Annotated in this window: 23 protein-coding genes, 1 tRNA gene and 1 other RNA gene; 16 read left to right on the forward strand and 9 right to left on the reverse strand. The window is 40.5% G+C overall.

Translation table 11 applies throughout. The features are described 5' to 3' along the window. The coding region (locus LN893_RS10150; protein WP_255709972.1) for an IS1 family transposase at positions 1–352 on the forward strand (352 nt) is incomplete at its 5' end. A 50-nt stretch (positions 353–402) separates the two neighbouring features. On the opposite strand, the gene LN893_RS20730 is transcribed toward LN893_RS10150, so the two are convergent. After that, a complete protein-coding gene (locus LN893_RS20730) occupies positions 403–813 on the reverse strand; it encodes a DUF6884 domain-containing protein (RefSeq protein ID WP_369427670.1) in 411 nt (136 codons plus the stop codon). Positions 814–828: 15 nt separating this feature from the next. Next, positions 829–1,419 carry a GIY-YIG nuclease family protein gene (locus tag LN893_RS10160; RefSeq protein ID WP_229969711.1) on the reverse strand — a complete coding sequence of 197 codons (591 nt, stop codon included), beginning with the start codon at positions 1,417–1,419 and terminating at the stop codon, positions 829–831. 228 nt (positions 1,420–1,647) lie between these two features. Here LN893_RS10160 and LN893_RS10165 point away from each other — a divergent pair, with 228 nt between their 5' ends. The 5 genes from LN893_RS10165 to LN893_RS10185 all read left to right on the forward strand — a co-directional run bounded on the left by LN893_RS10165 (position 1,648) and on the right by LN893_RS10185 (position 4,703). Then, positions 1,648–2,091 carry a PH domain-containing protein gene (locus LN893_RS10165; protein ID WP_229969712.1) on the forward strand — a complete coding sequence of 148 codons (444 nt, stop codon included), beginning with the start codon at positions 1,648–1,650 and terminating at the stop codon, positions 2,089–2,091. A gap of 140 nt (positions 2,092–2,231) precedes the next feature. After that, entirely contained in the window at positions 2,232–3,437 is a 1,206-nt protein-coding gene (locus tag LN893_RS10170) for a hypothetical protein (protein WP_229969713.1), read from the forward strand. Between the two features lie 87 nt (positions 3,438–3,524). After that, positions 3,525–3,839, forward strand: coding sequence for a transposase (locus LN893_RS10175; protein ID WP_229969714.1), 315 nt, complete (start codon positions 3,525–3,527; stop codon positions 3,837–3,839). Continuing rightward, positions 3,836–4,426, forward strand: a complete 591-nt coding sequence (locus tag LN893_RS10180) for an IS3 family transposase (protein WP_229969804.1) — start codon at positions 3,836–3,838, stop codon at positions 4,424–4,426. Before LN893_RS10175 ends, LN893_RS10180 begins: the two co-directional genes overlap by 4 nt. Beyond that, positions 4,374–4,703 (forward strand): IS3 family transposase, encoded by a 330-nt coding sequence (locus LN893_RS10185; RefSeq protein ID WP_229969715.1) that lies wholly within the window; start codon positions 4,374–4,376, stop codon positions 4,701–4,703. Before LN893_RS10180 ends, LN893_RS10185 begins: the two co-directional genes overlap by 53 nt. 78 nt (positions 4,704–4,781) lie before the next feature. Here the strand turns inward: LN893_RS10185 and LN893_RS10190 are convergent, their stop codons facing one another. Continuing rightward, positions 4,782–5,225: a hypothetical protein gene (locus LN893_RS10190; protein WP_229969716.1), complete on the reverse strand. Its 444-nt coding sequence runs from the start codon at positions 5,223–5,225 to the stop codon at positions 4,782–4,784. 306 nt (positions 5,226–5,531) lie between these two features. Between LN893_RS10190 and LN893_RS10195 the strand changes: the two genes are divergently transcribed. Both LN893_RS10195 and LN893_RS10200 read left to right on the forward strand, forming a co-directional pair. After that, positions 5,532–6,008: a hypothetical protein gene (locus tag LN893_RS10195; RefSeq protein ID WP_229969717.1), complete on the forward strand. Its 477-nt coding sequence runs from the start codon at positions 5,532–5,534 to the stop codon at positions 6,006–6,008. Continuing rightward, on the forward strand, positions 5,992–6,207 hold the full coding sequence (locus LN893_RS10200; RefSeq protein ID WP_229969718.1) for a hypothetical protein: 216 nt from the start codon (positions 5,992–5,994) through the stop codon (positions 6,205–6,207). The genes LN893_RS10195 and LN893_RS10200 overlap by 17 nt, the downstream gene beginning before the upstream one ends. Positions 6,208–6,714: 507 nt before the next feature. Here LN893_RS10200 and LN893_RS10205 read toward each other — a convergent pair. Then, positions 6,715–6,966, reverse strand: coding sequence for a hypothetical protein (locus LN893_RS10205; RefSeq protein ID WP_229969719.1), 252 nt, complete (start codon positions 6,964–6,966; stop codon positions 6,715–6,717). Between the two features lie 252 nt (positions 6,967–7,218). On the opposite strand from LN893_RS10205, the gene LN893_RS10210 reads away from it, so the two are divergent. Beyond that, positions 7,219–9,372, forward strand: coding sequence for a PAS domain-containing response regulator (locus LN893_RS10210; RefSeq protein WP_229969720.1), 2,154 nt, complete (start codon positions 7,219–7,221; stop codon positions 9,370–9,372). Then, on the forward strand, positions 9,369–9,776 hold the full coding sequence (locus LN893_RS10215) for a response regulator (RefSeq protein ID WP_229969721.1): 408 nt from the start codon (positions 9,369–9,371) through the stop codon (positions 9,774–9,776). Before LN893_RS10210 ends, LN893_RS10215 begins: the two co-directional genes overlap by 4 nt. A 478-nt stretch (positions 9,777–10,254) precedes the next feature. Here the strand turns inward: LN893_RS10215 and LN893_RS10220 are convergent. After that, positions 10,255–10,326: transfer RNA gene (locus LN893_RS10220), tRNA-Glu, on the reverse strand. A gap of 157 nt (positions 10,327–10,483) precedes the next feature. Here LN893_RS10220 and LN893_RS10225 point away from each other — a divergent pair. The 3 genes from LN893_RS10225 (at position 10,484) to LN893_RS10235 (ending at position 11,994) form a co-directional block, all read left to right on the forward strand. Then, positions 10,484–10,759, forward strand: a complete 276-nt coding sequence (locus LN893_RS10225; RefSeq protein WP_229969722.1) for a hypothetical protein — start codon at positions 10,484–10,486, stop codon at positions 10,757–10,759. A 66-nt stretch (positions 10,760–10,825) separates the two neighbouring features. Further along, the gene (locus LN893_RS10230) at positions 10,826–11,131 is read left to right on the forward strand and encodes a hypothetical protein (protein ID WP_229969723.1); all 306 of its coding nucleotides are present in this window, start codon (positions 10,826–10,828) and stop codon (positions 11,129–11,131) included. A 158-nt stretch (positions 11,132–11,289) separates the two neighbouring features. After that, complete coding sequence (locus tag LN893_RS10235) at positions 11,290–11,994, forward strand: SIMPL domain-containing protein (RefSeq protein ID WP_229969724.1); 705 nt, start codon at positions 11,290–11,292, stop codon at positions 11,992–11,994. A gap of 54 nt (positions 11,995–12,048) precedes the next feature. On the opposite strand, the gene LN893_RS10240 is transcribed toward LN893_RS10235, so the two are convergent. The 4 genes from LN893_RS10240 to LN893_RS10255 form a co-directional block, all read right to left on the reverse strand. Beyond that, positions 12,049–13,041 (reverse strand): hypothetical protein, encoded by a 993-nt coding sequence (locus tag LN893_RS10240; RefSeq protein WP_229969725.1) that lies wholly within the window; start codon positions 13,039–13,041, stop codon positions 12,049–12,051. A 191-nt stretch (positions 13,042–13,232) separates the two neighbouring features. Continuing rightward, positions 13,233–13,625, reverse strand: an RNA gene (gene rnpB, locus LN893_RS10245) — RNase P RNA component class A. A gap of 166 nt (positions 13,626–13,791) precedes the next feature. After that, complete coding sequence (locus LN893_RS10250; protein ID WP_229969726.1) at positions 13,792–14,745, reverse strand: Smr/MutS family protein; 954 nt, start codon at positions 14,743–14,745, stop codon at positions 13,792–13,794. Between the two features lie 153 nt (positions 14,746–14,898). Further along, positions 14,899–15,732, reverse strand: a complete 834-nt coding sequence (locus tag LN893_RS10255; protein WP_229969727.1) for a DUF2279 domain-containing protein — start codon at positions 15,730–15,732, stop codon at positions 14,899–14,901. A gap of 218 nt (positions 15,733–15,950) precedes the next feature. Here LN893_RS10255 and LN893_RS10260 point away from each other — a divergent pair, with 218 nt between their 5' ends. Genes LN893_RS10260 through LN893_RS10270 form a run of 3 tightly spaced genes read left to right on the forward strand, consistent with a single transcriptional unit; the run spans position 15,951 to position 18,892 of the window. Further along, positions 15,951–16,796: an HAEPLYID family protein gene (locus LN893_RS10260; protein ID WP_229969728.1), complete on the forward strand. Its 846-nt coding sequence runs from the start codon at positions 15,951–15,953 to the stop codon at positions 16,794–16,796. 59 nt (positions 16,797–16,855) lie between these two features. Then, positions 16,856–17,527 carry a response regulator transcription factor gene (locus LN893_RS10265; protein ID WP_229969729.1) on the forward strand — a complete coding sequence of 224 codons (672 nt, stop codon included), beginning with the start codon at positions 16,856–16,858 and terminating at the stop codon, positions 17,525–17,527. A 9-nt stretch (positions 17,528–17,536) separates the two neighbouring features. Next, a complete protein-coding gene (locus LN893_RS10270) occupies positions 17,537–18,892 on the forward strand; it encodes a sensor histidine kinase (RefSeq protein ID WP_229969730.1) in 1,356 nt (451 codons plus the stop codon). Positions 18,893–18,967: the final 75 nt, after the last annotated feature.

Below are 18,967 nucleotides of genomic sequence, written 5' to 3' on the forward strand. Positions count from 1 at the left end.
GCTTTGGGTGGCACAGGACAGGGCAAGTCGGCAGATTGTGGGCCTGCACCTGGGTGAGAGGGGCGCAGCGGGTGCAAGGGGGCTGTGGGAGAGTATTCCTGGGCACTACAGGCGGCAAGCGACTTTCTTCACCGATGACTGGGATGCCTATAAGCAGGTGATACCAGCCAGGCAGCATAGAGCCTCTAAAATGAAGAAAGAGACCAACCATGCCGAAAGGTTCTTCTGCTCTCTCAGGCAGAGATGCTCAAGGTTAGTGAGAAAGGCACTCTCTTTCTCAAAAAAGTTCGACAGGCACCTGATGGCTATTAAGTTCTTTGTCGCCAACTATAACTTATCATTACTTTTATAAAAGTACCTAAAGCAAAACATGATAACTTAAGCTATCTACTTATTAGACTTTTATTTAATATTTTTACCCAACCAACTTAGTTGCTCTCCAATACCCATATTAGCTAGAGGCACCTCAACAGTATACCCGAGCAATACAAGGTTTCGTACAAGAAACTCCCTATAACGTACCCCCGCTAGAAAGACAATATGATCTCCCACAGTCGTTTTAGCTTCTATAGACTTCAGTACCTCATCTGCCCATTTGAGTCGTTCCTTTTTAGGCATTGAGTTTAAAGTTTTTTCATATGGCTCTATCATATCACTTGGAGCTACCAACCCATACTTCGCAGAAAGAATGAACCACTCATCTGCACGTTCTTGTGTAAAAGCCTTGGCCTTCTTAAACCAACTGGAGATATAAAGATCCGTAGCAGCAGCTTTCTTGTTCTTCTTTACGCTGACACAGGAAACTAGATAAATTTTGCCATAGTTTAGTTATGAAACAATAGGTAAAGATTGGGCTGTCTCCTTTGCCTGCTGCCTAATTTTTGAAAGAGTGCTTTGGAAGGGGTGATGCTGGTTTTTATCTAGGTTTAACAGAAGGGATATATTCTTTATAAACTCTTCTTCCGGTTCCCACGGAGTTGGGTACTCACAGCAAGCAATGAATGCGTTCTGGTCCATCCATTCTGATAAAGTTTCTTCTCCTTTAGAAAAGGTGAATCGCTTGCCACTGCCTACTCTTCTTAACTGAATGTTTAGTTCGGTATTAAGCAGGCATCCGGGAGTGAGTCGAAGAGTAGAGCCTTCTGCATTACCTCTAAAATGGTAGCGCACTCGGTCCCTAACCGTTTGACTGCTAAGCTTTGCACCATTCAAGGGGGGAGCCTTAGGAGATATACCTACATATAGAAGCGTGTATTCATTATAGCGAATGCAATTCTCAGTAGGAACACCTGGAGGAACCTCTTTAAAATACCAGGCATAGATTCCCGGTGCTTTTGGGATTGGGCAAAGCTTTTGTAAAACTTCCTGGCGCGACCAAAGTTGTGGGTGGAGAAATAACTGCTGTTGTACGTTTTGCATTTAATATCTACTGATAATCAAGTGAATGGATGATATATTGACCTTTCCGTTGGTCAAACTTATTATTAGATCAACGACCCCTCAAACATAGCAGCCCATTTTTTATTGAATATATAAAAATTAATATATAAATTGGGAATGCTCATTTTCATTATAATAAAGATTATCTATCGGAGCTTCTACCAGCATCAATAGTAGCATTTACTAAACAACTATACTAAACATCAGATGGAACAAGAACAACTTATTGAAAACGAACAAATTATTACCCAGTCTTCGGAGGGAGTAGTAACACTAACTACACACAGAATTAGGTATGCTACCTCTGGTTGGGGACATGCTCATATTACCTCAATCATGTTGGATAGCATTAGCTCAATTCAGTCTCACTTTAAAAGTATACCTTTATTCATAGTCTTAGGTGTAGCTGCATTTATTGTTGGATTATTTGCTGAATTCAACAATGAAAGTGGCGGGGCCATCGCAGGTTTAGCAGTAGGAGCAGTGTTTACACTACTATACTTTGCATCAAGAAAGCATGTAGTGACTGTATCTTCGAAGGGAGGTGCAGCTATTAGCTTCTTAGCGAAAGGGATGGATCAGTACGAAATAACAAAGTTTATTGATCAGGTTGAGGAGGCTAAGAATAGCAGGAGAGCTGCGGTGCTCTAAAAGGCTTCGCTCAAAACCCTATTATGGAGAAAATAAAACCATCTATTACTATGTTATTAGATGGTTTTATAATTTAAGCTCGAATAGTTTTAAATGAGTGAAAGGAAAAAAACTTAAAAGAATTAAGTATACCATTATCCATGGTTAAATTAACTAATTACGAGCAACCTGAAATACTATTAAGTAAGCAAATAAGGCCCAAAGGCTTTAAGCTTATCGATGAGCGAAATCAAGACAAATTTGTTGAAATTTTTAATTCTTGTATTGCGCGATTACCAGACGAGTTAAAATTTCATCCAATCTTATTTGCGTCTATTTATCGAAGGATCTTTGGAGTTATTCCTTACAAAGTTACAACACAAATCATTTTAACAAGAACAAGTATAATCATCAACAATAGAGTTGAGAGCAAAATTTACTCTTTTAACTTAGATAACTTAGAAATACTTTACAATGAGCAAAAGGCAGCATTGAAGGGTAATGGTTTTGTAACTGATGGTGCTTTCATAAGCCTTTATACCTCACAAAGCTCAAAGGAAAGCGACAAGATCAAAGAGTTAGAATTAGTTCTCAGGACAATCAATTCATTAAAATTAAAAGGAAGTTGGTTGGTAGAAGCTAAGCCTTTTATCAAAAGTTGGAAAAAACATGCGTTTCTACCTTACCATAATGCTTTGGGAGCAATTAGGGATAAAGCTTATTCATTAGGTAGAAATTGTCTATTGAATGGAACAAAGGCGAACCCATCCGCTGTAGCTTACCTTGTCCCGGATAGCTTTGATCAAAACTATCCCAACCTTTCTAAAGCTTTAGAAATCGATTTTCAGGAGGGGTTCAATTCCGCCTATGAGGGATACAAGCTTAGAGTTAAAAAGAAGTTATCAGAATTCTCAAAGTTTGTTACTTCTCTCTTATCTGAACTTCAAAAAGAGGTTGATAATAAAGGAAGAGAATGTTTTGAAGAGTGCAAAGAGCCAGATGAATACCTTTCTGTTCTACAATCTAAGTTTAACACCGACTTATTAGAGTTTTGTTCTATAGAGGATATAGAAGATTGGTTCTTTAAAGGCTATAATGAGCAAATAGAAATATTGAAAAATGAAGCATATTCAATAGGCTACAATTACGGATACAGTAGTAAGTACTTATCAAGAAGGTATATAAATTTCTTTTATGAGCTAACACATAGCTTGGATGAGCAGCCTCAGGCTGAAAAGCTTATTAGAATGATGACTTTCGAATTTGAGCTTGGTTCTAAAGAGGGGGCTAAAGGTAAGCACGAAAAAGAAGAGGATAGGAAGAAGAGGGAAGCTGAATGGGAAAGGGAAGACCAGAAGTGTATGTGAGCAATAAAAGCGAATACTAACAAGTGATGTGGAGCTGCTACATTTGAGAGGACAGAGAGTTAAGCGAAAAATCAATAACTTAACGCTATGTCACGAGAGAGAAGAAAGTTCGATAAAGAGTTCAAGCTAATGGCTGTAGAGCTCAGCAAGACCAGAGAGAATACGTATGAGCTAGCCAAAGAACTGGGCATACGGCCAGAGCTTATTTACCGCTGGCGCTCCGAGCATTTAGAAAAGCCAGAGAGTAGCTTTGCAGGCCATGAAAAACCCAGACATACCCCAGAGGAGGCAGAGATAGCCAAGCTAAAGAAACAGCTTCGGGATGTGGAAATGGAAAGGGATATCTTAAAAAAGGCCATCAGCGTCTTCTCCAGGGCAGACGGGAAATCTACAGGTTTATAAGCTCTCACAGTTCCAGATTTCCAGTTGAGAAGATGTGCAAGGTATTCAAAGCAAGCAGGAGTGGCTACTATGATTCATTGAAGGGTTCTATATCAAAAAGGGCCAAAGAAAATGAAAAGCTGCTGGATTTGATCAAAGAAGAGCATAAGAAAAGCAAACAGCGCTATGGCAGCCCCAGGATCACCAAAGCACTGAAAAACAGAGCAGTGCAAGTTTCTAGACCTAGAGTTGCACGCCTAATGAAACAGGCTCAAATCAGAGCTAAGATGGTAAGAAGATTCAGGTTAACCACAGATTCAAAACACAGTTTTGCTGTAAGTGAGAACCTGCTGAATCGAAATTTTACAGCTGTAACTACGGGTCAGGCATGGGTATCGGACATTACCTATGTCAGAACCTCAGCAGGTTGGCTTTACTTGACTGTAGTGCTGGATTTAGCGGATAGGAAAGTTATAGGCTGGGCCTTGAGTGAAAGCATGAAAGCAAAGGATACTACGGTAGCCGCTTTGAAAATGGCTACCATCAACAAACCTGTTGTTCAGGATCTCATCTTCCATTCTGACAGAGGGGGTGCAGTATGCCTGTGATGATTTCAGAAAAGAACTAAAGGCTTACCCTTTGATCCGTCAGAGCATGAGCCGCAAAGCCAACTGTTGGGATAATGCCGTTGCTGAAAGCTTTTTTAAAAGCCTGAAAACAGAATGTGTGTACGGAGGTAAATTTGGAAACCAAAGAAGGGCAGCCATGGAAATGTTCGAATACATCGAGGTTTTCTACAATAAAGAAAGGCTTCATTCTAGCCTAAGCTACCGTACACCTGCACAGATGGAACAACTACTACACCAGAAACCTTTAGCAGCTTAATCTTTTGTCCACTTTTTTGTTGCAAGTCCAGTTTCATTATTAAGGCTTGAAACAATAAGCATTTCACCAGTAATCCAGCTAAGGCTGCTGGTAATATGCATATTGGTAATAACCTCCCGGTTTTTCACCAAGTTTTAATGTGTCAGGAATGCCTCCTTGGAAGTCTAACACGATCATCAGGTTTCTTGACTCGTTTAAATGTTCAATCCTTGTGAAAACACCATTAAAGCCTTTTATACCACCAGAAGTGAACCTAATCACGTTAGTGGCTGGGTCAAATTCATAACTTCCAGTCTTGTCAAACATTTTGTATTCCCCGTTCAATAGCTCGATTTTATACTGAAATGTAAATCCTGCGGCTGACAGCTGGTGAATATGGTAAACACCAGGCTTTAGTTGGCCTTCAGCGGTTTGAGCTTCCTGCTTGAGAAAGGAGGCTGTTTCAGTTGCCTGTGCCTCCTTTTGAGTATCTGTGCATGATACACAAATCAGCAATGCAGCAACGAGTAGAGAAGTTCTCATAATTGATAGTTTTAGATTAATATACAATTTCAATAATGTTGAATAAGAATGTTCTGAATTATTATATGTTACAAGAGTACCAGTAGCTAATCTCAGGAATTAAAGCTCTAATTTTTGCCCTGCATTTTATACCTATCATTTCTTAATTCTTTCATTGTTATATTATAGAGCAGGTTTACAAATAAAAAATTATTAAGTAAAAATATAATAAATAATATTAAATATTTATTATATTTTTATAAATTTACTTGTAAAATACAATTAAAGACTTTTATAATTAAAAAAATAATTTATTGCCATCTTGCCATGTGCATGTTTAGCCTGCTGTTTACAACAGGTAGCGTCCTTGCACAAGGTACAGAAAAAGAGCAGCGGATCAAGGGATCCTACATGATTGCTTTCGGCCGCCTTCCCTCCAGCGGTGAGCTTAGTTACTGGAACGGGCAGGGCAACTACTCAGTTGGGCAGCTAGTGGATAATCACAAAGGCTACATCAGCAGTGATGCAGGTACAAAGCCTAGCGTGATCACTAAGTCCTACAACGACGCTTTCGGAAGGAACCCAAACGCAGGTGTATTAAAATATTGGTCCCAGTATTCGCAGTCTTATACCGAATTAGTAAATGCCCATGTTCAGGGGTTAACGTCTAATTCCAGAGAGTATGTTGATGTGATCAAAAGATCTTATGTGAAAGTTTTTAGAAGACAGCCTAGTGCAGGAGAGATTAATTTCTGGAAGGCAAAGCCTTATTCTTATTGCACTACTGTTGGCCTGCCACGATGAGTATAAGCGGACAAACGGAAGAAGTGCATCTGGTGGCACTACTAAGATCTCTCCTGCGAGCAGAGCGCTTAATGTAGTTAACTTGTCAAATAGGGTAGCCAATGAGGCTAAAGCGGCAGCAGGAATAATCTCCACTGGAGGCGGTAACATAACTGCCACAGGAGGTGGTAATATAATTGCCACAGGAGGACTTAATTAAATTATGAACAACAAACTCCTGTTATTATTATGAGTCACCAGGGCTTTTGTGCAAATAAACTGCCTTATTTAATCCTGAGACATCTCTTTGGTAAGATACAGGTATAACAGTATTTCACAAATTTTTATACCTGTTGTTAAGTACTACAAAGGATTGAATTATAAATTGCAACTGCCACTGCTGACCATACTGTTATTCTGCTCCACTCCACTGCTCTCTATGCTCAAAACGCTTTAGACGAACAGCCAGGCACAGAGATAGCTCAGATTAGTGTGAGCTTTTCTGACGACAACAACTGGGAGTGCGGCTGTGAAATTAACTAGTATCTGACGGCACCAGGTTATACCAACCTCTGGTAAAGGGGGCCTACATTATTGGTCGCTCTAACTTAAAGGGCCTTAAAAAGAGAGTTTTCACATATCAAAGCCTGGTGGCTTCCCTTTCTAAGGCCCTTATCGTGACTCATAATAGTATAAATTCGGATCTGCTATGGATTAGATCTTGCTGCTAGCCTCCGAACAGTTCTTCCAGGTCAGCTGACTCTACATAAGGTTCCAATATTTTGGAACTCATGAAGCCATGTACCAAAGCTATCTGATTATCTTCCGGTGAATACCACACTTCGGCAAAGAACTCTGGCATTTTGTATAAAACAACACTACATTCCATATAATCTCTTATAGCCAGTAACCTTCCATGCTGCCAGACAAGTGCAACCCTTTCACTCCCGGGTAAGTAGTTGAATTCATAGATGTCCATTGTGTTACATGCTGCTTACTCTAATAATACACTTGTACTTAATAAGACAATCAAAATTCTTTCAAAGATGCACTTCCTTCATTGATGAATAACCATAAATAAAACCATCTCGTTTAGAAAAGTACTGTATTTAAAAAGCAGCGGGAAATCGCTAAGCTTTATCTTTGTTGATGCTAAATCAAGTCATGCCAAATACTGGCGAAACAAATCTTTCTCCGTCTGAAATCTAAAGCATCATTTAAGTCTTCTAAAATGAAAACAGAATTAAAGGTCTTAATCCTTGGGCATAATTCAGATGACATCTTCTTGCTTCTGGATGTGCTAAAAAAAAGTAGTTTGAAATATGTAACAGAAATAGTACAAACTAAAGAAGAGTTTGAAAATGCACTTTATAGTTTTAGACCGGATATAGTTTTATCAGATTACTCTCTTCCATCATTTGACGTGGTTACGGCTTTTAAACTCAAGCAGGAGGTTTGTATTGAAACACCCTTTATTGTTGTTTCGGACCCCATAGGCGAAGAAAATGCAATAGAGTTAATCAAATTGGGAGTGACGGACTTTGTACTGAGGGAGAATATTCATCAGGTTGTTCCTAAAATTCAGCGTGCTTTAAAAGAAGCGGAAGACCGGAAGCAAAAAAAGCTGGCAGAACATCAGCTCAGGCAAAGTGATGCACAGCTTCAGAAGATAATGGACCTCTCGCTCGATATTATCTGTACTATGGATGAGGAAGGAAAATTTGTAACTGTTAGTGCTGCTTCTGGTATTGTCTTGTGTTATTTGCCAGAGGAGCTTGTTGGCAGAAAAGTAATAGATTTTGTTTTTGAAGAAGACATAAACAAGACAATCAAAGCCATTGCAGATCTAAAAAATGGTACTGATTTAGTTAATCTTGAGAACCGCTATGTGCGCAAAGATGGAGAGGTTGTCACACTACTTTGGTCAGCACGGTGGGACAAGAATGAGAAGTTAGTATATGCAATAGCCAGGGATGCAACTGAGATTAAAAAGGCGGAGGAAAAGATAAGAAATAGTGAGAAGCGGCTTAAAGCGATTCTGCATAATAGTGTAGAAGCATACAGTCTGTTAGCTGCTGACGGAACTGTAATAGAAAGAAGCGATACAAGCCAAAAAATATTCGGAGACAACTCTGATGAAACCTGGCGGAGCTTAATTCATCCCGATGACTTACCACCTGCAGAGGAGACTTTTGCTAAGACTTTGAACAATCCGGGTAAAGCTTTTAAAGTAGAATACCGCTTCAGGGTGCCGGATGAAAGTTATATATGGCTTGAGATGACTATCCAAAACCTATTGGAGGACCCCGCTGTAAATGCTATCGTGCTAAACTTCAGGGATGTTACAGAAAGAAAGACATCCCGAATAGCTCTCGAAGAAAGTGAAGCAAGACTTAAAGAAGCCCAGGCCATAGGACGTATTGGTAATTGGGAATTCAATCTGATTGATGGAAGTACAACATGGTCTGATGAAATTTACCATATATATGGAATACGCAGAGGAGACGTACAGCCATCGTTTGAGAACTTTATTTCCTATGTTCATCCTGATGAACGATCTACTGTGCTTGAAAAAATAAAAAGAGATTTATTAGCTATTGAGTATAACCTTTCAAGCTTCCGTATCCTGCGCCCTAGTGGAGAAGTTCGTCATGTTTCTATAAATGCAAAATATAATTTTGATGCTCACGGAAAACCAATCAAACTTGTTGGTGTAGAACAGGACGTTACAGAGCAGGAATTCATCAAAGAAGAACTAAAGAAAAGCGAAAATCAATATCGGGAGCTCTTTAATCAGAGCCCTATACCCAAGTGGGTATTTGATGTTGAGACGTTGCAGTTCCTTAACGTAAACGATGCTGCTGTAGAGCATTATGGTTACAGTAGGGAAGAATTTCTATCGATGACCTTGAAAGATATTCGGCCTAAGGAGTATGTTGTAGAACTGGAGGAGGTTGTAAAAGGGCTTAGAACTGACAACCCTGGAAAGTATAACAAAGTAACACAGCATGTGAAGAAAAACGGTGAGGTTATTCTAGTAGAAATAAAGAGTAATTTAATAGATATTCCAGGCAAACAAGCTCGCATGGTTCTCGCTATAGACATCACAGAACGAGTAAAATATGTTCAAGCTATTGAAGAGCAAAATGCTAAACTGCGCGAAATAGCTTGGACACAGTCACATGTTGTAAGAGCCCCGCTGGCACGCATGATGGGTTTGATCAACCTGCTCAATAGTATTGACCATCAAACAATCAATACTTCTGATGTTTTAGGCTACATAGCTGCATCTGCTCAGGAACTTGATCAGATAATACGGGATATTGTAAGAAAGACAGAAAAAGTAAACTATCAGCCAATTATTGAAGAGGAGGTTAAAAGATGAGTTTAAAAGTTTTCCTGGTAGATGATGACGATATGATCATTTATTTACATAAAATGGTAGTTAAGCTCAGCCAGTTATCCGATACGCCTTTTTGTTTTAGTGATGGTAAAAAAGCCTTGGATTATCTTTTTGAGCATTATGATACGAAAGATAACTACCTCATTTTATTAGATATCAAAATGCCTGTCATGGATGGTTGGAGTTTTCTTGAGTCAATTCAGACAAAACAATTTGATGGCGTTATAGCAGTAGTAATGGTTACTTCTTCTATTGACAAAGCGGATCGGGATAAAGCTTTTCAGTACCGGCAAGTGATAGACTACCTAGAAAAACCGCTAAGCTCGGAATTGTGTAGGCATATAATGCAACTGCCTCAGGTAAGAGGCTATTTTGACAGATCTTAAAACTAAACCATCATTGATTGTGGAAGCTGATTCCCTGTTTTGAACAAATCTGCTGGAGTACAAATTAAATAAGGGGTATCAAGTAATAATCAAGGATGGCTACAAAATCAGTCCAGTCTGTATCGTAGGCAGAGTGCCACGTGAAAAAGACTGGATGGAATGGTTCAAGTGTGCAGAAGGGAACCTTTTAATTTTGGTAAAAGGTAAACACGGCTGGCAAATAGCAAAACAGTATAGTCTGTATAAAACTTAGGAAAGACAACAGATATAAAAAAAGCATTGCCTAACCAAGCACATGAGCCAAGCTTCGGCTATGCCTTACTCACCCCATGTACAAGACAGTTATCTACAATTAATGACTTCAGACTATTTAAGATCAATCTAAAAATTATTAACGGATCAAAAATAGCTCTAGTGTCCGAATAGTGTCCGAACTAAAATAAAAAATCCCTTCAGGATTAACTGAAGGGATTTTTAGTAGTCCGTAGGGGAATCGAACCCCTGTTGCCAGAATGAAAATCTGAAGTCCTAACCCCTAGACGAACGGACCGTTTTGCTGTATTGCGGTGCAAATATAATAGCTTTTTTTATTATTGCAAATATAGATGCGAAAAAAATAAAATGCAATCTATGGCTATATAGAGAAATTTTAACCTATAGATGCATATTGCGTTTATAATCTATATTAACAACGGAAGAAACTTCAGATGAGCAAGCAAGTACAATATGAGGGTGTTAAACCCGAAGCTTTTAATCAATTTAAAAGTAAACTACAGCAGATGGGGGTAAATTTACCTGGCAATGCAGGCAGTTTTAGCGAGAAGGGAGTATCGGGTAAATATGCCTACGATGAAACTACAGAATTATTAAAAATAGATGACCTAAGTGTGGGATTCCCTGCAAGTATGATGCTAAATTCCGATACGCTGGTGAAAAGAATGACAGATCTTATTCAACAGCATGGGGGAAGGCCTAAAGTATAGCTATCTTTTCCTATGCTGCATGCGTAAACAACTTAAATTATATATTAAAGAACATACACTATAACTATGGAAAACAATACATCTCAGAACCAAGGTAACAACAAAGAGCAAAAAGGCCAACAAGGTGGAGGTGAAGGCATGCTGACGCTGCTGCAGCCACATGATATGTCAAGAACAGTGGAGTCGGCATTGCATGTATTTCAAGGGCGCCACGATAAGCTGCCTGATTTGATGCAGGATGTTGGGCAAATTCTTTTGAAAGCTACAAAGCGTTTTTCTACTACACAGCTTATTGTTGCAGCAGGTGCATTAACAATAGGAGCCATATTGATTACACGTTATGGCCCTGAAGGTGTTGAAGTAGAACAGTAACAAATACTTTAGACAGATAATAAAGAAGTCCTTCGGCGTTAGCTGAAGGACTTCTTTGCTTTAGAACCAGTAAAAGAACATGTATGGCTATATAGTGTGGCACTATACTTGCGTTCATTCATGAAAGAACTAAATCAACTATCTGTTGCTATAAAATTATGAAAAAGAAGCCCTTTATTTTTTTGTTCGCACTCTTACTGTTTGCTTTTAGAGTTAATGCACAGCAGCAGGTAGCACCACCTTTGGTGAGCGTAAATGGAGTAGGTGAGGTAATGGTAAAACCTACCGAAGTAGTTGTAAGTTTAGGAATTGAGGAACGAGAAAAAACACTTGATGCTGTTAGAAAACTGACAGACAAAAAAGCGGCCGCGGTTATCAATTATCTCAGAAAACAAGGTCTTGATTCTAAGCATGTGCAAACTTCTTTTGTAACACTAAACCCCATTTACAATAATGGAGAATTTAGTAGAACAACACCAGACTTTTACGTGGCCCAGAAAAGCATGACTATCACTATAAAGCAGATAGATAAGTATGATCAGATTCTGGCGGGTTTGTACGAAGTAGGAGTAAATAGGGTAGACGGAGTTTCATTTCAGGTGTCTGACCTAGAAAAATATAAAACGGAGGCTCGTAAAAAAGCCATACTACAAGCCAAACAAAAAGCCATAGCCCTTACTTCGGAACTTGGAGCAAAAGTAGGGCGTGTATATGCTATAGATGAAGGTAGTTCCGATATGCCACGACCTCTATTGAGAGGTAAAATGGAATCGATGTCTTATGATGCTGCTCAAGGTCCGTCTATTGCAAGTGGTGAACTAGTGGTTACTTCAAGCGTTAACGTCAGTTTTATTATAGAGTAGTATCATTGCATCATTAAAAGCAAACGGCCCAACTTTTTATAGTTGGGCCGTTTGCTATTTTGAATATTCTTGAATCACTTTGAAACTTCTTTGCTCATCCAAAAGAAAAGTTAATGGCTCACGTGGATTCTTTAAGATTTCTTCTTCTCGAATGCTCCAAGGCTTCAGCATTTCTTCCAACATGTGGGCATAAGCTGTCATTTCCCAAGGGTTAAAGATTTCGTTGGTAACATCATCTACAATAGTGTCTATCACCAAACAACTATCTTCCGCTTTGGTAGGGCGAATAAAATACTCTGGAATAACATTGAAAATATAAGCTGCATAGAACGCTCGTGCTTTGAACTCTGCTAACTGAATGGGATGTAGAGCCTTTCCTTCTGTCAGCCGATACAGTTTTCCTAAGGCACGTCCGATATAGCCATTGTCAAGCAGAGTGCAAACTACTGCCACAGAACCTAATTTTATACTAAAGGCCATGGTGGTTAGTTCATCCTGGTATTCGAAAGGAAGCTCATCTTCTTTTGGGTCTATTTTTAGCAGGAAAAGCGAGCAAGGCAGAAAATCAGAAAATTCCATAGGCACGCGTAGCGACTGCAGTACCATGAAAAAGTAGCGGAACTTGCCCTGCATTTTGGGGTCTTCACTGACAGGGTACTCAGACCTGATGAGAGGGTCTACTTCCTTTATAAGTTCTGTAACCAGTGTGCCATAATACATTTTCCCTATCCATTGAAATAGCCGCTGTTCTGGAACTGCCTGCAATCCTTCAAAGCCTTGTTCTGCAGCCTGAGCTATTTCCTGCTCTAGTGGCAATACATGGTGTAAGTGGCAGTGGTCGCAGCAGGGGATGGTAAGGTTGCCAAAGGTGGTAACGCTTTTATCCAGCAGCAGCAATTCTTTCTGAGCCAGTTTATATTTTTCTTGTAGCCACTCTCCGAATACAGGAGTTCGTTGGTCTTTGGTGATTGTTGTGCCGCACAGAAAGCAATGTTCATCACTGAACTGCATCTTCTCGAACGGGTCGTATAAAGTAAGATCTGCCATGATTTTGTAATGAAGTTGCAAAGATACTAAAACATCGGTTGATCAGCAGTACTATAAGCTTTAACCAGGCAGTTACTGTTGTTACTTTTATATAGTGCTTTTTTTATGTTAAACACATAGGTTTAAGTTTTCCTCTACGAAGAGATTTTTCGAATTATGGAAGGGTGGGAAGTGTTTATGGGAAAGTATAAATTAACAACAAGCCGATAAGCCGGGTTCTGTCGCTCCACCCGAAGGTGTGCGTCTTATCATTTATCTAGGCCTGCACTCGCGCACAGGCTCCATCGACCTACCCACTGACATCGGACGAGCAGCCCTTAGCCTTGCCGAAGCGAGGCGCTGCCAGCCTATTTGGTCTTTCAACTCCTAAGGTTTACCCAGCTGGGTCGGTCGCCCGCCCACTGGTGCGCTCTTACCGCACCTTTTCACCCTTACCTCCTTTGCAGGAGGCGGTAATTTTCTGTGGCACTAGCTGTAGCCTTTCCGTCTCCAGAAAAGCCCCTTCCCGTTAGGAAGTAGGATGCTCTGCGTTGCCCAGACTTTCCTCTCCTCTATAAAAGAGCAGCGATAAGATGGCTTGCTGTTAATCTACAATTACAAAGGTAACATTAATTGAGAAAAGGTTTTAAGTTAAAAATTCAGAAGGTTAAAAAGCTTTGAAGAGTTAGAGAGTGACTATCCTGAGATAAACATCTATGAGCGTTAGTGCACAGTTCATAAAGCTAATATTCAACCTTCTACCTTTCTACCTTATTTCAGCTTTACCAAGGTGGCACCGTAGCCGAATTTTTCTTTTTTGGCGTCCTCGAAATATTTGATGCCAGGAGTGCGACTCAATAGCTTTTGTATCTCTTTACGTAGCACTCCGTTGCCTGCTCCGTGTATAAACACAATTTCGTGCATGTTTGTAGCCATGGCTCTGTCTAATGAGTCTTGGAAGCGCTCTAGTTGAAGTTTTAGCATGGCACTGTTGCTCATGCCACTGTGGTCTTCAGTCAGTTTTTCAATGTGAAGGTCCACCTCATGCTCTGGGGCCTGCAGCCTGAAAGTCTCCTGCTGGGCTACTGCCTCTGAGAGTTGCTCTATTATCTTGTCAGTGTTGACAGTTGTTGGTTTTGTGTCGATCTGGAATACATATCCTTCTTTATTCAAGACAGGAACTGTTTTTCTGCTTTTGTAGAAAGAGGCAGCCTTAAACTGTACTTTCTTAGTAACTGGTTCAAACAAACTAGGTGCCCCGTTGCGGTGCTGCAGAAACTGTATTACAAGACTTGGCCATTTCTCAAAATCCTTCATATGATAATGTGTTATCACACGTGTTGCCTTGGGTGCAAGCTTATCGTTTTGCAAGCCTCTGTAGCCATTGGCGCGTTCTTCCCCAGAGGTGAAAAGCACATCATAATCTGTATTATTAATGACTGTGACAGCCAGAAGTTCATCTGATTGGTGAACCAAAGCCAGGTATATACCTTTAGCAGACAGTACAGGAGCTGTTGGTTCTTTTTTACGAGGTGCCTGAGTTGCAACAGGTTCATTATTCATGAACTTTGCTTCCTGAGCGTCAATTACCACCACCTCACGGCGGGCAACTGGTATAGTAAAGTCGTTGTCTATAGCGACTTCTACAATATTATTTTCTAAAATGCGCGTAACAATGCCTTCCTCTCGGCCAGACATTAAGCGCACGCGGTCTCCTACGTTCATCGTTTTATCTTTTCTTAATCGTTCTGTCTCTCTTGCTTCCTAACAGGAGCAGAAAGAAACATGCTTTAACAAAGGTACGGATTTATCATCTCCTGTGTCGAGCGTTCTTTGTTTTGGCTCTACAGGGCAGGTTATGTACAAGGCTTTTTAACGTTAAAAGTACAGGGTGTGTACTCTGAAGCCTTGGCGGTTGCTGTACGCTAAAGTAGGAGCTGGTATCTTAATGGTGCTGAGTAGGTATAATGCTGTGTTCAATACTTTGCTTCGGCCTTTGAAGTGCATTAAATTAAGGTCAGGGCTTAGGTAGTATTGTCGGTAAGCTTGAAAGCCCATTGCTCTGTTGCTTGGTTCATGGTTATAAACCATTTCTTCTGCACCGTATCCCACAGCTATATTCAGCCACTTCGGGTACCTGCTTTCTTCTTTCAGAAATGCTCCTAAATTTACCGAAAGCCAGTAAGTTTGGCCGTTATAGTCTTTCAAAATTTGTTCCGCAGTAGTGCTACCAAGTACGTTGGGCCTTGCGGCAGCGTATTGTGTGGTGTGGAAAGAAAACTTTGGCATAATGCGCACTTCCTGCCAGGCCAGTTCCTGGGCTACTACAGCGGCACTTCCTACAGTGTTTGCTATCAAATCACCAACGGAGGCACCATAGTCAGATTGGTATCCGTCAAAAATTTCTATTGGTGTTTGCAGCACAATGCCTGTAAGGCCACCGTATATAACTGCTTTTTTCTCGGGCACACCTGCCCAGCGCAGCAGGTCTATACCAGCGCGGCTCTGGTGGAAAGCACTCCAGAAATGACCAGCCTTGTCCAGCTGTTTCCATTGGTTGTTATCGTTGAAGAAGTGGAAATTAGTGCGCTCCTGATTTTGGTACCAAGCTTTGTTGAGAGTGATGAGCATCGATGCATAGCCTGCCGTAAAACCTGATCCAAGTAAAATTAGGCGGGGCTTGCTTGGTTGAGTAACAGTAGAATCGGGCATAGCATTAAGCTGGAGCGGCCAAAAGAACAGTAGCCAACTAATGCAAGCCAGACTTATGAGTTTATACTTAACCATGTTTCAAAGTTAAAGATATATAAGCTTAACATAATAATTGGTAGGAAAACACAGGCAGGATACATTCTAATCTTATTCTAATGTGGCTTTAATATTAAGTTAAGGAGACAAGTATTACTTGCAGCTTAATTATTATGTAATCTATGAGATACCTATTACTATCAATTTTATTGTTTATTGCTGTTGTAAGCGTACAAGCACAGGATACCCTGTCAGTTGAAAATGCAAAGAAAAAGCCGCTGAAAATAGAGCATGCTGAACCGCTCTACATTGATTTGATTCGGGACCTTGGAGCACATAAGGGTGAGAAAGAGTGGAATATTGGTGCTGGTATGACAGATAACCTCTCGTATGACGAGTATGAATTCTTGGTGGAATATGAATGGGCCCCAATAAATAGACTGGGCCTGGAGATAGAAGTACCTGTAACACTTTATAGCAAGAACAGCAAAGACCGAAATGGGGAGGTAAATCGTCCGTCTGATAGGGTTGAGTCGCTGAAGCTTGCTTCGCAGTATACCTTTTTTGTTTCTGAAAAACTGCAGACCTCTATGGCTTTAGGCCAGATAACTGAATTCGAATTCAAAGACTTTGATACGTTTAGCAGGAATGATATGTTTCAGGGGCTCTTGTTCAACCCTTTTTTTATAGCGGCTAAGCGTTGGGGCAAAGATTTTCATTCTCTTATTTACACTGGTCCTAGACTTTCCAGGCATTTTGGGCATAGTGGCATTAACACCTCTTATGAGGTTAATACTAGCTTTCACTACATGATCCCGCACAGCAGAAACTTTGTGGGATTGGAATTAAATAAGGAAATTGCCGATGGAAATATGCATGTAACAGCCAGGCCTCAAATGCGACTCGCTATACACGAGGGTTTAATGGTGGGTATTGTTTCAGGTATACCTCTTACCAGAGGCAACGAGCGTATAAGTTCTTTTGTGCGTTTGATATACGAACCTGGACATAAACGACATTCGCATTAATCAAGCATTTGCCAGTGGTTATGCTTCTTTACTGCAATCAAGCATAAAAACTGCTCCATATGAACATACTTATAATTGAAGACGAGCCTAATGTAGTAGCTTTCATAAAACGGGGTTTGGAAGAGGAGGGCATTCTTGCGGATGTAGCATACGAGGGCGAGACGGGTTTGAATATGGCTCTGCAAAATAAGTATGACCTCATTATACTGGACATAATTTTACCTGGTAGCGATGGTATAGAGGTATGCCGCACCATCAGGCAGCGCAAATTGCAGGTACCCATTCTTATGCTGACTGCCTTGGGCACAACAGAGGATATTGTAAAAGGCTTGGATACTGGAGCCGATGATTATCTGACAAAACCCTTCAAGTTCAAAGAGCTACTAGCTCGCATTAAGGCCTTGGGCCGCCGAATCAGTTTTACTAAAGTAACGCCAGCCTTAGCTGTAGCTGATTTGGAAGTAAACCTAGATACAAAGCAGGTAACCCGTGCCGATAAAAAGATCGGTTTGACTGCCAGAGAGTTTCTATTGCTTGAGTATTTTCTACGCAATAAAGGCAGAGTAGTGTCGCGGCAAGACCTGCTGGAAAATGTGTGGGAGTTAAATTTTGACCCTGGGTCTAATGTGGTGGAAGTGTACGTAAACTACCTTCGAAACAAGATTGATAAGGGATTTGAACCAAAGCTGATTCAGACAGTGGTAGGTATGGGGTATGTGTTGAAAGATTGAGTCCAACAAATGAATTTCCGAAGCAAACTCACCCTAACTTTTACAGTGCTTATAGCTACCGTTATAAGTGTTCTTAGTCTGACGATCTACTTTTTTGCTAAACAATATACTTACAGTGACTTTAACGATCGGTTAAAAACAAGGGCATACACTATTGCACAGGTATATTTGGAAGAGGATGAGCTAAACAGGCAGGCTTATAGGGACATTTTAAAAATGTATCAGGTACCGCTATCTGACGAAGAAGCTTATATTTATGATGCACAGCGTATGCCTGCTTTTGAATCTGATACACTCGAGCTATCCTCACAGAATGAAATTCTGGACAAGATACGGAGTGACAGTTACCTAGAGTTTAAAAGGCAGGATAGGCAGTGGGTAGGTCTTTTTTACCAGGACAATCAGGGTGATCATTACGTTTTTGCGTCTGCACGAGATGTAGCAGGTAAGCGCAAGCTGGAGAATCTCAGAAATATTCTTTTGCTGTGCTTCTTCGGAAGTACAGGATTAGTTTGGGCATTAGGCTATTTCCTATCGGGTCTGGTACTCAGGCCTATTGCCACCCTTATTAAAGAAGTTAATACCATCAGAGCTTCAAACCTGCATCTTCGGCTACAGGAGCCATCGGAGCATGATGAAATTTCTGCGCTTACGAAAACCTTTAACCAAATGCTGGACCGACTTGAGGTTTCGTTTGAGATGCAGAAAAACTTTATTGCCAATGCATCGCATGAACTTCGAAATCCTTTAACTGCCCTTAGCGGTGAAATAGAAATCACGCTTCGCAGACAACGAACACCAGCAGAGTATATAAACTCATTGGAAACGCTGCAGAAAGAAACAGACAGGCTGGAGAAACTAACCAGCGATTTGCTTAGGTTAGCTCAGGCAGGTTTTGATGAAGCAGAGGTTAAGCAGGAAAAAGTGCGACCAGACGAACTACTATTGGAGTGCCTGGCGGAGCTGCGGTATTCAGAAACAGTAAGGCTATGCTTAGACGATATGCCTGAGCAATCTGAAAGTTTATCTATTATGGGTAATACTAGCCTTCTGAAAATGGCTATTATGAATGTGCTTGAAAATGCTATAAAGTTTTCGGGGAAGTACGTCGTAACAGTGCGGCTACAGTTACAAGAGCAAAAGCTTGCTATAGTTGTAGAAGACCAGGGAATTGGCATACCGCAGGATGATATAACACATGTGCTGCAGCCCTTTTACAGAGCTAAAAATGCACGCGGGCACGCTGGAACAGGCATAGGTTTGTCTTTATCAGATAAAATTGTTCGCTTGCATGGCGGCAAACTTTCCATAAATTCAACAGAAGGAAGAGGTACAACTATTACCTTGTTGCTTCATTGCTCTTAGTTAGTAAATTAAGGAAGTAAAGCTTGTGCGTGTTTAAAGCTAATTTTTTATCTAGCTTTGCACCTGTAAAAACAG

It is taken from the genome of Pontibacter harenae (genome assembly GCF_020907245.1).
GTDB classification, from domain to species: Bacteria; Bacteroidota; Bacteroidia; order Cytophagales; family Hymenobacteraceae; genus Pontibacter; species Pontibacter harenae.

Excerpts from the sequence above, each read along its gene's own strand:
- LN893_RS10160 (WP_229969711.1), bottom strand. The coding sequence starts at position 1,419 with ATGCAAAACGTACAACAGCAGTTATTTCTCCACCCACAACTTTGGTCG.
- LN893_RS10165 (WP_229969712.1), top strand. The coding sequence starts at position 1,648 with ATGGAACAAGAACAACTTATTGAAAACGAACAAATTATTACCCAGTCT.
- LN893_RS10170 (WP_229969713.1), top strand. The coding sequence starts at position 2,232 with ATGGTTAAATTAACTAATTACGAGCAACCTGAAATACTATTAAGTAAG.
- LN893_RS10175 (WP_229969714.1), top strand. The coding sequence starts at position 3,525 with ATGTCACGAGAGAGAAGAAAGTTCGATAAAGAGTTCAAGCTAATGGCT.
- LN893_RS10190 (WP_229969716.1), bottom strand. The coding sequence starts at position 5,225 with ATGAGAACTTCTCTACTCGTTGCTGCATTGCTGATTTGTGTATCATGC.
- LN893_RS10195 (WP_229969717.1), top strand. The coding sequence starts at position 5,532 with ATGTGCATGTTTAGCCTGCTGTTTACAACAGGTAGCGTCCTTGCACAA.
- LN893_RS10205 (WP_229969719.1), bottom strand. The coding sequence starts at position 6,966 with ATGGACATCTATGAATTCAACTACTTACCCGGGAGTGAAAGGGTTGCA.
- LN893_RS10210 (WP_229969720.1), top strand. The coding sequence starts at position 7,219 with ATGAAAACAGAATTAAAGGTCTTAATCCTTGGGCATAATTCAGATGAC.
- LN893_RS10215 (WP_229969721.1), top strand. The coding sequence starts at position 9,369 with ATGAGTTTAAAAGTTTTCCTGGTAGATGATGACGATATGATCATTTAT.
- LN893_RS10225 (WP_229969722.1), top strand. The coding sequence starts at position 10,484 with ATGAGCAAGCAAGTACAATATGAGGGTGTTAAACCCGAAGCTTTTAAT.
- LN893_RS10230 (WP_229969723.1), top strand. The coding sequence starts at position 10,826 with ATGGAAAACAATACATCTCAGAACCAAGGTAACAACAAAGAGCAAAAA.
- LN893_RS10235 (WP_229969724.1), top strand. The coding sequence starts at position 11,290 with ATGAAAAAGAAGCCCTTTATTTTTTTGTTCGCACTCTTACTGTTTGCT.
- LN893_RS10240 (WP_229969725.1), bottom strand. The coding sequence starts at position 13,041 with ATGGCAGATCTTACTTTATACGACCCGTTCGAGAAGATGCAGTTCAGT.
- LN893_RS10250 (WP_229969726.1), bottom strand. The coding sequence starts at position 14,745 with ATGAACGTAGGAGACCGCGTGCGCTTAATGTCTGGCCGAGAGGAAGGC.
- LN893_RS10255 (WP_229969727.1), bottom strand. The coding sequence starts at position 15,732 with ATGCCCGATTCTACTGTTACTCAACCAAGCAAGCCCCGCCTAATTTTA.
- LN893_RS10260 (WP_229969728.1), top strand. The coding sequence starts at position 15,951 with ATGAGATACCTATTACTATCAATTTTATTGTTTATTGCTGTTGTAAGC.
- LN893_RS10265 (WP_229969729.1), top strand. The coding sequence starts at position 16,856 with ATGAACATACTTATAATTGAAGACGAGCCTAATGTAGTAGCTTTCATA.
- LN893_RS10270 (WP_229969730.1), top strand. The coding sequence starts at position 17,537 with ATGAATTTCCGAAGCAAACTCACCCTAACTTTTACAGTGCTTATAGCT.